Here is a 14058-nt window from a genome sequence, read left to right as displayed (position 1 = left end):
GCTATGAAATTTTTAATCTTCAATATATTTATGTTTGTCCTGTGTATTCATGTATATGGGCAAAGAACATGCGGTTCTGAATTAAATATTGCCGAAATACAACAAACAGACACTGCAAGGTATCTACGAATTATGGCATTGGAAAATCAAATGCAAACGCATTTGGATAGCGCTACTTTTCGGGGTATGTCTCAAGCAACAATTATCATTCCTGTTGTCGTGCATGTTGTATATAATACAAGCGCACAAAATATTAGTGATGCGCAAATTAATTCTCAACTACAAGTATTGAACGAGGATTTTCGACGGCTAAATACTGATAGGACAAATACACCTGCTGTTTTTGCTAATATTGCAGGAGATGCTAATATTGAATTTAAATTGGCCAAGATTGACCCTAATGGAAACCCGACAACCGGTATCACTCGCACGTCAACCACTCAAACTAAATTTTATGCAGGGAACGATGGCGTAAAATTTTCTTCTACGGGTGGACAGAACGCTTGGGATGCCAATAAATATTTAAATATCTGGGTTTGTAATATTTGGCGGACATCTTCACAAGATTTATTAGGATATGCACAATTTCCGAGTGAATTTGGAATGTCGCCAAATACAGATGGTGTAGTTATTCATTCTAATTGTTTTGGAAGAAACGGAAGCACTGTAGCTCCATACAACAAAGGACGAACAGCAACCCACGAAGTCGGTCATTGGCTGAATCTACGGCATATATGGGGGGATGATGGAGATTTTGGATGTCATTGCAATGGTAGCGACGGCGTTGACGATACTCCCAATCAGTCTGTTATGAAATATGATTGCCCGTCTTTTCCAACAACAGATTGTTGCACACCATCAAGTCCCGGCATTATGTTTATGAACTATATGGATTATACCGATGATGCTTGTATGAATTTGTTTACGGAGGGACAAGTTGTACGCATGAGAGCTATTTTTGACGCAGAGACAGGCGTTAGAAAAGAAATGTTAGCAACGGCAGAATATCTGACAGAGGAATGTCCCCAAACAATTATCATCAATAGAACCTACCCAAATTCTTTCGAAAATGTATTTGGAATAAGAAAATTTGTCATCACCGGCTGCACCATCAATATAACCAACACGACTATCAATGCCAATACGACCGTCCATATCAATTCGCAAAACGGCGTAACCATCGGCCCCGATTTCTGGGCAAAACAAGGTTCCAACGTTACCATCACGGCGGCACAAGCTTCCCCCAGCCTCCTATCTGCCAAAGTTGTAGATGATCCCGAAATAGCCACCTCGCTGGAAGAAGCAGTAACCACACAAAATCCAAGCGAAAAGTTCGATTTCACCGTATATCCCAATCCCAACGACGGGAATTTCACGGTGGAAATAACGGGCGAGGTACAACCCTACACGGTGGAGATTTACAATGCCTCGGGCGGTATGCTGGGCAAAACCAGCTGCGATGCGGAGGCGGTAAACATTAACCGGTCCGATTTACCCCAGGGTATTTACTACGTCAGGCTGTTGATGGGCAAGGAAGTTGCTACCAAAAAGGTGGTGATAAAGTAAGCAGAAACGCTCGTCGTACGTTATAAAAACCGCATCCCGAATAGTATTCGGAATGCGGTTTTTACATATCGCCATACAGACGCGGCGCGCCACGTCTCTACATTATTCCCATTGGCATATTGGCACATTATTCTCATTAATTATTTTATTATTTCCTGGTTTTTCATTTATTCCCTATCTTTGGGGTAATTTTAAATTTCTGTTGTAGATGAGAAAAGGATTGTTGTTTTGCTTATTTGTAGTTTGGGGCGCTTATGTTTTTGCTCAGGAGGTTTCTATTTTTGAGAAGGGCAATAAGTTCGGGCTAAAAGACGATAAAAATAAGGTTATCATCCGGGCATCTTTCGATTACATTTATCCTTTGACCGATAATTATTTTCTGATTGAACTGGCTAAAAAGATTGGCGTTGCAAACAAAGCCGGTCAGATTATGCTTCCGCCTGTTTATCAGGACGTTCAAAACCTCGGCAACGATGAGTTTATGGTTCTGAAGAATAGCAAATGGGGTATTGTCGATAAATTTAACCGGCCGGTTTTGCCCATCGAATATACAGGGATCGACCAATTAACCGATTATTTATACATTATCCGGTTGGATAACCGAAAGGGATTGACAACTAAATTCGGGACCATTGTGGCGCCGGTCAGTTACGACGAAATTACGAACTTGACAGACAATTTATTCCTGACAAGAAATGGCCGGAATGTAGGCCTTATCGACGATTTGGGGCGAACGGTCATTCCCGACAAGTATCATTCGCTCGAAAAACTGCCTCAGCGCAATATGTACAAGGTCAGCATCGAAAATAAACTGGGGCTTCTCGATTTGTCCGGCAAATCAATTGCCGACCCGGTACTGGACGAAATAGATTGTTCGACAAGCATTTACTATATCACCGTGAAAAAAGAAGGCAAATACGGATTCGTTATCAACAAGCAATACATTCCGGCCACTTACGACAAAATAGTATTCACCCAGGACGAATTGGGCGTAATTGCCGTCAGAAAAGGAAATTTGAACGGGTTTATTACCACCAACGGATTGGTGATACCGCCTATTTACGATAACATCAGCCGCTTCTCGGCAGCCGGATATGCCTTTGTAGAGAAAAGAGGAAAATTGATGCTTGTTGATATTACGGGAAAAGAAAGCACGATGCAAGAAGTAACAGGAAGCCGGCATTAAAACAATGTTCTATGGAGAATTTAACATTTATCTGCTATTCAAAATGCAGCGCCTGCCGAAAGGCGGCAGCTTGGTTAAAAGAAAACGGCATTAACGTTGTCAGCCGTCCGATTGTTGAAAATAATCCGACAAAAGAGGAACTGACTGCATGGAAAGAATGGAGTAAGCTGCCCCCGAAAAAATTCTTTAACACATCGGGTAATCTGTACAAAGAACTTCATTTGAAAGATAAAATCAACACGGCATCCGCCGAAGAACTTATCGCGCTCCTTGCCTCCAACGGCATGTTGGTAAAACGCCCGATTGTGGCCGGGGATCATTTCGTCGTGATTGGCTTTAACGAAGAAGAATGGACAAAACTATTCAAATAAACAAGGTTTTGCCATGCCCGAAGGAGAAAAAGACATAACGCCTCCCCAAAAGAATTCTCTTCTGAAGAAAATTCTTAAAATAACCTGCCGCATACTCCTCGGAATCGTGGGTCTGCACGTTTTGCTCTACGTGCTGCTATCCATTCCTGCCGTACAGGAAAAAGTCATCGACTTTGCCATCAGCAAAATCAAACCTCTTGTCAATACCGAAATTTCGATTGATAAAGTCCAGATAGGGCTGTTTAACAGCATCCGTCTGCAAGGCGTTTATATCGAAGACCGGAGTAAGGATACACTGCTGTATGCAACCAAACTGGAGCTGAAATTCAATTTATGGAAGCTGATTAACAACGAATTGCAGATAAATGCCGTGAAGCTGGACAATGCCGCCATCAACATTTCGCAGGCAAGTCCGGGTTCGACCTTCAATTTTCAGTTTTTAATTGATGCCTTTGCCAGCTCCGATACGGTACCCAAGCCGGTCAGCAATCCGATGAAGATCAATATTGGTGATATTCGTATCCAAAACACGCGGATTAACTACGATGTACTGTCCGAACTGCAAACGCCCGATACCTTCAATGTTTCGCACCTGTCGGTCAACGAATTGAATGCCGAATTAGCGGTTATTGTCGATGCCGGTAATTTTGAGATTTCGTCCAAGTCCCTGTCATTGAAAGAAAAATCGGGGCTGACTATTACCAATTTGGAGGGCGAAGTGCAATTAAAGGCTTTCAAACTCGAAAGTAAAAAAATAGCATTGCAACTCCCCTCCTCCACCCTGGAGATTAGCGAGCTGAACCATAACCTGATTACCAAAGACCTCAACCTGCAATTAAAATCAGCCATACTGCCAAAAGATTTATTGCCCCTCATGCCCCAATTAAAGAGCCTGAAAAACGAGCTGGCATTGAACGCTAAGATTTCGGGAAAACGGTCGGCGCTTAACGTGGAACGGCTTTCGTTGAATTACGGAGAAGATTTGGACTTGCAAGCCAACGCGTCTATTGACGGCTGGCAGGATTATGGACAGAGCAAAATCAATCTTTCCATCAACAACTTTAGGGTAAGTCCCAAGGCAATAGAACAGCTAGCCCGAATTGGCGATTCTACCTACGTCAACCCCGGCATCTTTTCTTCGATTGATTATTTTCATTTAAAAGGCTCAATGGATGGAAGATTGAACAACATGAATATCGCCGCCGATGCATGGACAAATCAGGGGGCAATACAGCTAACGGGACATGTTGCTACGGATACAACATTCGCCGATTTCAAACTCAAGGCATCCCTCCGTACACAGAATTTTAATCTCATCCCTTTTGTAGGCAAGGATGCCGGTTTGAAAAAGCTAAGCATGTATGTCAACATTGATTTGGCATCCATAAAAGATCTGAAACTGAAACTGGACGGCGCAATTGATGCGATACAATACCAGGAAAGCACAGTTAAAGACATCCGCTTCAAAGGGAAGTACGACCCTGCCGGTATTTCGGCATGGCTATATACCAACCTGCCCATGGGTAAAATTCTGGCCGAAGGGAGTATGACACAGGGACGAAATCCCGAAATCAAATTCAACCTCAAGCTACACAATTTGAAGACTGACCACTTCTATAAAAATACCGCATGGGAAAACCCTCAACTTACCTTGAGCCTGAATGGTGATTTGAAGGGCAATAACATAAACGATATACAGGGACAGGTAGTTATCGACACCCTGAGACTATGGGGGACGGGCTTTGATTATAAGCCCGGGAAATTCAGCCTCGAATCGGGTATAAACCAGGAGGCAAGCCGGTACATCACGCTGAAATCGCCCTTGTTGGATGCAAACATTACGGGAGAGTACGATTTTATGCGCCTCTACGATGAATTGGAAAACAGAATGCACGCCTATCTCCCCAATTTTTTTGCAGAGAATAAGAAACTGAAAAAATACCGGAACAACTTCGAGATGGACATCGTTGTTAAAAACAGCGAAGATATAGGCCGGTTATTTGCTTTGCCTGTTACTGTTGTGCAGCAGGCGAACATCAAGGCCGGTATAAATACCATCGACAACCGGATAAGCCTGACAGGAGATATGCCCTACATCCGCTACGGCGAAAATGAAATTAAAGGTATTGCGTTGACTATCGACAATTCGCTCTCAGCGGTGAATATTAACGCCAAGGCCAATTTGCTGCAAGAAGGCGGTTCTATTGGCGCGGATGTCGGTATAATAATATCAAATGACACCATTGCTGCGCTGCTGACGGTAAAAAACAACCAATCGGCAGTTGACATCAACGGGCAGCTAAAGGCCTGCGCACACTTTGAGAACGAAGACAAAGAGCGGATTTCTTATTTGAACATTCTACCGACAACCCTCAATTCCGGCGCCCTCAATTTCGCCATTCTACCGGCGGCAATAAGCAACTACGCCGGACGAACCACCATATCCAATGCCGGTATATCGCTGAACGGGCGAAAATATTTTGGCATCGACGGCATTGTCTCCGAATCGAAAGAGGATAGCGTCCGCCTCTATTTCAATCAGGCGCAAATTGGCGATATACTGACCGCTTTTGACCTGAACAGCATTAGAGCGGAGGCCAATGGCGGAATTGTAGTTACCAATGTGTTGGCTCAACCCGAATTATATACCAGGGGATTAAACCTCGCCAATATTGTTATATTCGGCGATTCGCTGGGAACCTTGGATGTGCGGAGCGAGTGGAATAATATTCAGCAAGCCATCCTTTTCGATGCTTCATTGAAAAAGAACAGCTTGGCGAGCAATATAAACGGCTATGTCTCCACCTCGAAAGATTCGATGAATGTGAATATCAATCTGGAGAAACTGTCCCTTAAATGGCTGCAACCTTTTATGTCGGACCTGCTGAATAAGGTTTCGGGGAGTATCAGCGCGAAAATGTCGTTGGTGGGGGAAACATCCTCTCCCATCACCAAAGGCTGGATTGGGTTCAACGATATGGATATAGGGGTCGATTTCACCAATGTTACCTACCACATATCGGATACCATAAAGGTATTCCCCGACAGAATCGGATTCCGCGACCTGCAAGTGATGGATAACAATAAAAACATAGCTGTTGCAAGCGCCTTAATCAGCCATAAGAAGTTCAAGGATTTTGGTTACCTGTTGAACCTTGACCTGAAGAATTTTATGATTCTGAATACCGGCAACCGTACCGACAGCCTGTTCTATGGCAAACTGATGACCAGCGGAAACATAAAAGCCAACGGAAACAACCAGCAAATGAATGTTACCATGGACGTGAAAAGCGAGAAAAACTCGTCCATCAACATCACTTTGCCCAATGTGTCGGAAGCATCCGATTATCAGAGTATTGTATATATCAATGTGCCACAGCAGGATACAACGAAAACCTTTGTTGAGCCTGTCGCCGCCGCAACGCTGCCGCTGAATCTGGACATGAATATCGAGCTCACTCCGTCTATTACCCTGGGCGTTATTATCAATCCGGCAACAGGCGATGCCATGCATGTGAAGGGAGCCGGAAAAATCAAATTCAACTACGACCTGCAAGCCGATAAACAGACGGCTTATGGCGAATATACATTGAGCGATGGAAACGTGAAATTAAAGCTTCAGAATCTGGCAGCCCTTGAGTTCAAGATACAGGAAGGCAGTAAATTGAATTTTATCGGCGACCCGATGCGAACAACCTTCAACATCACCGCCTACCGGAGAGTGCGCGCCGACCTTCAGAAGTTGGATGACGCTTTTACATCGGCCTCTAAGGTGAATGTAGATTGTGTGCTGGGCATCAAGGGGAATATCCAGAAGATGGAGCTGACCTACAACATCAGCCTGCCCGATGCCGATGACGATACGCAACGAAAACTGCAAAGCATTATCAATACCGATGATGAGAAGATTAAAAACTTTGCCAGCCTGATAGCCACAGGTTCGTTCTATTCGAGCCACGGCAATGTGGACTTCACCAACAATATGCTCACAAGCGTTGCCTCGGGCGCCTTATCGGGCTTGCTCAATGCTACATTCAGGAATATTATGGGCGACAAGTGGGAAATTGGGACGGATATTTCATCGCAAGACGGCTCATTCTCGGATGTGGATATGAGTGTAAATGTTTCTACACGATTATTTAATGATAAACTGAAGCTGAATACGAATCTTGGATACAGAACCGACCAGACAGTAACCTCCGAAAATACCTTTATAGGCGATTTTGACATAGAATATGAGTTAAGCAAATTGTGGCAGCTAAAGGCCTACAATAAAACAAACAACCAATTCTACCGGCAAGCGCCTACCACGCAGGGCATCGGGATAATTTATACAAAGGAAGCTAAAACATTAAAGTTACTTTTCCGTTCTTTCAGAAGACGGACGGAAACACCAAATGCAGAATAAATTTTGATAACAATAAATAACATATCGAAAAAATACCGGAATGTATCGGCCATAGAGGACATTAGTTTCGTGCTGAACACGGGCGAGCTGGTCGGTTTTCTGGGAGCCAATGGCGCCGGAAAATCCACCACCATGAAGATTATTACCGGCGTATTGCAAGCCGATAGCGGGACAGTAGAAGTTTTTGGGCACAACATGGAGCAACAACCCATTGAGGCCAAGAAAAGGATTGGCTACCTGTCCGAAGACAATCCCTTGCCGGAGGAAATGTATGTGCGCGAATACCTCGAATACATTGCCGGCATCTATCAATTGAAAAACAGACGGGAATTGGTGGACGATTCGATACTGCAATTCGGATTGAAGAACGAGTATAAAAAGAAAATACATGCTTTGTCGAAAGGGAACAGGCAAAAGCTGGGCTTGGCGCAGGCATTGATACACAATCCCGATTTTTTGGCGCTGGATGAGCCGACAAACGCCCTTGACCCCGATCAGCAATTGGAGATGAGGGAGATTATCACCCATTTAAGCAAATCGAAGATTGTATTATTCTCCACGCATATACTGCACGAGGTGGAGAGTATTGCTTCGCGGATTATGGTACTGAAAAAAGGCCGGTTGGTCTTCGACGAAAGTAGCGAAAATATAGAATCGGTAGAAACATTATTTTACAACATTAGTCATGAAAATAATAGTTGACAAAGACATACCGTATTTGAGAGGCATAGTAGAGCATTACGGAGAGGTGGAATACCTGCCGGGCGCCATGTTTAGCAAAGAAGCCATAAAGGATGCCGATGCCTTAATCGTCCGGACGGTTACTTATTTCGGCAAAGAGCTGCTGGAGGGTTCCCATGTTAAGCTAATCTGCTCCGCCACCATCGGCTTCGACCACATTGATACGGCCTATTGCGAACAGAACGGAATAGCCTGGAGGAATGCCCCGGGCTGTAACTCGGGCGCTGTGATGCAATATATACTATCGGCCTTAATTGTGATTTCGAGGAAAAAGAATATTGAACTGAAAGGAAAAACCATCGGAATTGTAGGCGTGGGTAATGTAGGGCGGAAGGTTGCCAAGGCCTGCGGATTGCTGGGAATGCGCGTATTGCTGAACGATCCGCCACGGCAAGCGAATGAGGGGACAGATGAATTTGTGAGTTTGGAAACCATAAAAAGGGAAGCGGATATAATCACCTTCCACACTCCCTTGACAAAAGAGGGCGAATTTAAAACCATGCATCTGGCCGATAAGCGTTTTTTTGAGCGTTTAGCCAAAAAGCCCATCATCATCAATTCGGCGCGTGGCGGGATTGTTGAAACCGAGGCCATCAAAAAGGCGATCAGGGACAACCGGATTTCGGGAGCCATCATAGATTGTTGGGAAAATGAACCCCACATTGATGAAGAGTACATGAGGCTGGCGGACATGGCAACGCCACACATCGCAGGCTATTCTGCCGATGGAAAAGCGAATGCTTCGCGGATGTCGCTCGAGAATCTGACCGGCTTTTTTGGCCTTCCTCAGGAGGCCATACGCGGAATTCGTGTCCCTGATGCAGAAAACCCGGTTATTGACCTGATCGCCCTCAATAACTCGGCATATAATGCTATTTTACAGGCCTATAATCCCATCGAAGACCATGACAAACTGACTGGTCGGTTTACCGAATTTTCGGTTTTAAGAAGCCAATATCCGCTACGGAGAGAGTATGGAGCCTATACCGTTTTGAATGCCAGTGAGGAAAATAGAGCCTTATTTAAAAATCTAGGATTCATTATCAAGTAATACCCCCGCCGAATGAAACAGCCCTTCTATTTGCTATTGATATTGACGCTTGCCACACTCAGCTCGTGCAGTACGACCAAGAATATACCGGAAGGCCGGTATTTGCTGGACAATATCAACATTGAATCGGCAAATACAGCGATTGATGCCATCAGCATGGAAAATTTTGTGCGTCAGAAACCCAACCCAAGCATTGCCGTTTTGGGCAAAATCAGACTGAAAATATACAATCTGGCAGGGCAGGACAGCACAAAATGGCTGAGCCGCAACCTGCGGAAAATAGGACAAGCGCCAGTTATATTCAGCGGGCGGCAAGCCATAATTTCGGCAGGACAAATGGAAAAAGAATTATCGAACCGGGGCTATTTGACGGCCAAAGTCGATACATCGCTCCAATTTAAAGACAAAAAAGCCTCGGTAACTTATCAAATTACCAGCGGCACGCCCTACACTGTCCGCAATTACGAATATCTGATAAACGACACCGCCATTGCCCGTATCCTGAACCGTATGAGGCGATTCTCGACGCTGAAGCCGGGCATCCTCTTCAATCAGGAAATACTGGAAGCCGAACGCATCGCCATCAATAACCGGCTGCGCAATGCCGGCTATTACTATTTCTCGAAAGAAAACCTGTATTACAGGGCCGATACTACGCTCAATTCCAATCAGGTGGACTTGTATCTCTCGCTGTATAACAGTACCGATAACACCAACTATAAGCGTTACCGGATAAGAAATGTTACCATCACAAGCGGCTACGATGCTGCCGCCAATTACAACAAACGCCTTTTTCAAAACCCGGATACGGTTGTCAGCCAAGGCATAACAATTGTTCACGGGAGAAACAACTTTCTCCGAAATTCCACCTTGCTCCGGAACAACTATATACGCCCCGGACAATTGTATTCCGATATGGTTTCGACTCTCAGCTATACGGCATTCAGCGGTATTAGCGCCATCAAGCAAGCCGACATCAATTTTGTCCCCGTCAAACAAGATACAGCCAACCTGATTGATGCACAGATAACCCTGGCGCCGGCCAATATTCACTGGTTTCAGGCAGGTATCGACGGCACCAATTCGGCGGGAGACATAGGTATTGCCCCCAGCCTGTCCTACCGGCATCAAAACATCTTTAACGGAGCCGAAATACTGGGACTGAAGCTGAAAGGAGCCTACGAATTTATTACCGGAAAGGAAAACGCCAGCGTATCGGGACATAACTATTACGAATACGGCGGCGAAATAAGTCTTTCATTTCCGCAGTTTTTGTTTCCGTGGATTAAACGAACATGGCGGGAAATTCCTTCGGCCAGTACGCAAATTTCATTGGGATTGACCAATCAGCAACGTCCCGAATATATCCGCCAGTTTTTTAATGCCACCTACACTTTCAGGTGGACAACATTACGAGCCCGCTTGAACCACTCATTCGATTTTCTGGACATCAACTACGTCCGGATGCCGTGGATGTCGGATACGTTTACCGAATCGCTGGATAATCCTATCCTGATGGCTACTTACCAGGACCAGTTGATTGCCCGTACCGGCTACGGAATTACCTATACTACTTCTACAACAGGGTTCCGGTATCCGCGCAATAGTTTTACCTTGCGTGGAGCGGTGGATTTGGCCGGCTGGCTGCCACATTTAGTTGACCGTGTAAGCCATGACCGGCTGGAAACTAATAAATACGGTCATCGCGAAATACTTGGAATCGCTTATGCCGAGTATGTAAAATTGACGACCGGATTTTCCCAGACGCGGAATTTTGACCGGCAGAAATCATTTGCCTACAACATTGCTGTGGGTTTTGCCATGCCTTATGGAAACGCATACATACTGCCCTACGAAAAACGTTTTTCTGCAGGCGGAGCCAACAGCGTCAGAGGATGGAGTACCCGCCGACTGGGGCCGGGCGCCTATAAACCGAATGAATCTACGACATTTATCAACCAAGTGGGCGACATCAAATTGGATATGAGTGTCGAATACCGTACCAAAGTGAGCGATTTAATTGAGATTGCAGGCTTTATTGATGCCGGAAACGTATGGACAATCAGGCAATATGATGAACAGGATGGAGGATTATTCACTTTTGCCGATTTTTATAAAGAAATAGCCCTTTCCTATGGCCTTGGATTGCGGTTCGACATGGAATTTTTGCTTCTGCGGTTCGATGTGGGGATGAAAGCATACGATCCTTCGCGCAACGAGGGCGACCGCTTCGTCATATACCGCCCCAAGATAAATCGGGATATGGCCTGGCATTTTGCCATAGGTTATCCGTTTTGAGGAGAGGAATACTGTTTTCTTACCAAGGGCAAATGCATGAAAAATTTTAGAACTACTGTTACGGGTGAGATTCCTCCCTTTGGTCGGAATGACTCGCCTGTTAGTGGTTTAAGGGATGGGGAAGCGGCGGCTTTGCCGCCGCTTCCTCATCCCCTCTCCCAAAAAGGAGACCGTCATTCCGACCAAAGGGAGGAATCTCCTGCTCATATCAGCAACTTTACCGAAAGGCATAAGCAGTAAAATTTTTCATGCATTTGCCCCGATTTTCTTCCCAAATGTTTATAATTCCTCCGAATTTTATTTTAGCTTTACGGTCGGTTTTGTAACAATATGCAACTAAAAGTTATGACATACAAACAATCTGCATTATTCATAATTTTGCTCATTCCGTTCTTTCTGTTTTTCACAAGCGAGGCTTGTGCTCAAAAGGATAGTGTGTATGTGAAAAAGTACAATAAGATACTGTATTATAATTCCGACTCTATCTTCTACGAATACGCTACGCTCGGATTTGAGAAAACTATTGATAAAATATATTACTATTACACCGAAATAGTTCCTTTTCTCGACCCGGAAAAGCAGGAAGAGGAAATCCGGAAAATTGAGTCTGCCTCCGAAAAATACAACAGCAAAAACCTCCGGTACGAAGCCGATTTTATGGATGCACTGTTCTTGCCAAACAGCAACGAAAAAGAATTTGAGATAAAAGAAAGGCAGATACAGGGAGTTATTTTATCGGCAACAAAACGGGAAGATACCTCGATGAAACTCCGGGGGATGGAAGCCCTTTTCGATCATTATTGGTCGTCGATGAGATATGCAAAATCTTTTCATCAGGCGCATCTGCTCGACGATGAATTGCAGGGTGTGTCCGAAACTTCCTTTCCCCGGAAAAACTATATCTATTGCAGCATTGGCAAAGCCTACTACTTTTTTCAGGATTACAATGCAGCCATTCCGTATTTACGAAAAGTATTGGTTCATCCAAAATACTACTTCGACACCTCCAACCTCGAAGCCCGGAATATACTGGGAACATACTTCAACATCATTGGCGAAACAGACTCTGCCGAGCACTACTTCAGAACAGCGCTGTACAGCGCCGAACAAGTGAAAGACAAACTGATGTTCAACGCCTTGTCGCTTAGCAATATCGGGCGGTGTTTGGCACGCAGAAAAGAATATGCTAAAGCCCTGACTTATTTTCAGCCTGCCCTGTCGCACATGTTGGCCGACAATAATTACGCGTTGGCTTCGGGAGTAACGGTGAATATGGGGGAATTGTATTTCGCCCAGAACAATTTGCAAGAAACAAAATACATGATTGATTCGTCGAGAAAGTATATCAAAAGGGGCAAGAATACCGACCTGTACTCCGAATTGTATTTCCTGATGACCAAGTATTATGTACAAACAGGCAATGCCAAACAAGCCGCTGCCTACCTCGATTCGGCAATAGTTGCCACCAGAGCCCTCGAAAAGAAATACAATACGCTGAATATCCTACTCGCCAAGCAGGAGCTTTTCGAGATGGAGAAGAAAGTAAAAGACGATAATATAAGGCAAAACGAGATTGTTTACAAAAACAAGTTGTTTTATAGCTCTACCGTCATTGTCATCGTTTCATTGGCCCTTGTATTTCTGCTTATCCTTTACCGGAAAAATAAAAGAGCCTACCGCACGCTGGTACTAAAAGCTCAGGATTGGGCTGAAGTTTCGCCCAAAAGGCAGATAGACGACGATGATCCAACAGATGACGAACCGGCAGATGAAGCAACAAAAGAAGAATCGGAAGAAGAAATATACCACGAAACAGAAGAAGAGAAGGCATTGACAAAAAAAGCCCATGAGTTTCTGGTGAAAGATAAAACCTTTCAGAATATTGACTTGACACTGGATTTCATGGCAAAAGAGCTGAATGTGAACCGAAATCAGTTATCGAAAGCCATCAACCGAAGCGCCGGAAAAAATTTCAACACATACATCAACGAGTACCGGGTGAAAGAAGCCATAAAAATGATGTCGGATAAAAAAATGAACCGAATGTCGGTAGATGCCATCGCCCTCGAAGCCGGTTTTGGGAACCGCATTTCGTTCTATCAGGCATTCAAGAAAATGACAGGGCTGTCTCCTTCCGATTTTCGGAATAACAGTAAAGACTGATATACAACATAAGGAGATAAATTGTCGGATGTTGACCTATATTTCTACTTTGAAATAATGGATAAGGGTGTTAGGAGTAGGGTTTTGGGGGAGATGAAGTAAGTGATTGCAGTTTCTGGGAATCACATTTTGTGATACCACTTTGTTCCTGACTTTGACACTTTCATTTTAACAAATTTATAAAATTCACATACACAGTTATTTGCAGAAATTGCGACACCAAAATGGGTGTCGCAAGCCTCAAAAAGTGCTATATTTGCACCATGTTTGTACG

General features: G+C 44.4%; 9 protein-coding genes. All 9 read left to right on the top strand.

Features of this window, described 5'->3' with window-relative positions; translation table 11 throughout:
• Nucleotides 1-3 precede the first annotated feature (3 nt).
• Nucleotides 4-1566: a M43 family zinc metalloprotease gene (locus tag ACYPWY_RS11415; RefSeq protein WP_459685657.1), complete on the top strand. Its 1563-nt coding sequence runs from the start codon at nucleotides 4-6 to the stop codon at nucleotides 1564-1566.
• Nucleotides 1567-1774: 208 nt separating this feature from the next.
• Nucleotides 1775-2752 (top strand): WG repeat-containing protein, encoded by a 978-nt coding sequence (locus ACYPWY_RS11410; RefSeq protein ID WP_459685656.1) that lies wholly within the window; start codon nucleotides 1775-1777, stop codon nucleotides 2750-2752.
• A gap of 11 nt (nucleotides 2753-2763) precedes the next feature.
• The gene (locus tag ACYPWY_RS11405; protein ID WP_459685655.1) at nucleotides 2764-3123 is read left to right on the top strand and encodes an arsenate reductase family protein; all 360 of its coding nucleotides are present in this window, start codon (nucleotides 2764-2766) and stop codon (nucleotides 3121-3123) included.
• Between the two features lie 13 nt (nucleotides 3124-3136).
• Nucleotides 3137-7531 carry a translocation/assembly module TamB domain-containing protein gene (locus tag ACYPWY_RS11400; RefSeq protein ID WP_459685654.1) on the top strand — a complete coding sequence of 1465 codons (4395 nt, stop codon included), beginning with the start codon at nucleotides 3137-3139 and terminating at the stop codon, nucleotides 7529-7531.
• Between the two features lie 3 nt (nucleotides 7532-7534).
• Nucleotides 7535-8233 carry an ABC transporter ATP-binding protein gene (locus ACYPWY_RS11395; protein ID WP_459685653.1) on the top strand — a complete coding sequence of 233 codons (699 nt, stop codon included), beginning with the start codon at nucleotides 7535-7537 and terminating at the stop codon, nucleotides 8231-8233.
• Entirely contained in the window at nucleotides 8217-9323 is a 1107-nt protein-coding gene (gene pdxB, locus ACYPWY_RS11390) for a 4-phosphoerythronate dehydrogenase PdxB (protein ID WP_459685652.1), read from the top strand. The genes ACYPWY_RS11395 and pdxB overlap by 17 nt, the downstream gene beginning before the upstream one ends.
• Before the next feature lie 12 nt (nucleotides 9324-9335).
• The gene (tamL, locus tag ACYPWY_RS11385) at nucleotides 9336-11621 is read left to right on the top strand and encodes a translocation and assembly module lipoprotein TamL (RefSeq protein ID WP_459685651.1); all 2286 of its coding nucleotides are present in this window, start codon (nucleotides 9336-9338) and stop codon (nucleotides 11619-11621) included.
• A gap of 36 nt (nucleotides 11622-11657) precedes the next feature.
• Complete coding sequence (locus ACYPWY_RS11380) at nucleotides 11658-11861, top strand: hypothetical protein (RefSeq protein WP_459685650.1); 204 nt, start codon at nucleotides 11658-11660, stop codon at nucleotides 11859-11861.
• Nucleotides 11862-11966: 105 nt separating this feature from the next.
• Nucleotides 11967-13784, top strand: a complete 1818-nt coding sequence (locus ACYPWY_RS11375; protein ID WP_459685649.1) for a helix-turn-helix domain-containing protein — start codon at nucleotides 11967-11969, stop codon at nucleotides 13782-13784.
• Nucleotides 13785-14058 lie beyond the last annotated feature (274 nt).

The sequence above is a fragment of the Viscerimonas tarda genome (genome assembly GCF_054601255.1).
The sequence above is the reverse complement of the archived record's forward strand: the minus strand, read 5'-3'. Positions and strand labels throughout refer to the sequence as shown.

What these genes read in the sequence shown, in the direction of transcription:
- ACYPWY_RS11415 (WP_459685657.1), top strand. Translation starts at nt 4, where the DNA reads ATGAAATTTTTAATCTTCAATATATTTATGTTTGTCCTGTGTATTCAT.
- ACYPWY_RS11410 (WP_459685656.1), top strand. Translation starts at nt 1,775, where the DNA reads ATGAGAAAAGGATTGTTGTTTTGCTTATTTGTAGTTTGGGGCGCTTAT.
- ACYPWY_RS11405 (WP_459685655.1), top strand. Translation starts at nt 2,764, where the DNA reads ATGGAGAATTTAACATTTATCTGCTATTCAAAATGCAGCGCCTGCCGA.
- ACYPWY_RS11400 (WP_459685654.1), top strand. Translation starts at nt 3,137, where the DNA reads ATGCCCGAAGGAGAAAAAGACATAACGCCTCCCCAAAAGAATTCTCTT.
- pdxB (WP_459685652.1), top strand. Translation starts at nt 8,217, where the DNA reads ATGAAAATAATAGTTGACAAAGACATACCGTATTTGAGAGGCATAGTA.
- tamL (WP_459685651.1), top strand. Translation starts at nt 9,336, where the DNA reads ATGAAACAGCCCTTCTATTTGCTATTGATATTGACGCTTGCCACACTC.
- ACYPWY_RS11380 (WP_459685650.1), top strand. Translation starts at nt 11,658, where the DNA reads ATGAAAAATTTTAGAACTACTGTTACGGGTGAGATTCCTCCCTTTGGT.
- ACYPWY_RS11375 (WP_459685649.1), top strand. Translation starts at nt 11,967, where the DNA reads ATGACATACAAACAATCTGCATTATTCATAATTTTGCTCATTCCGTTC.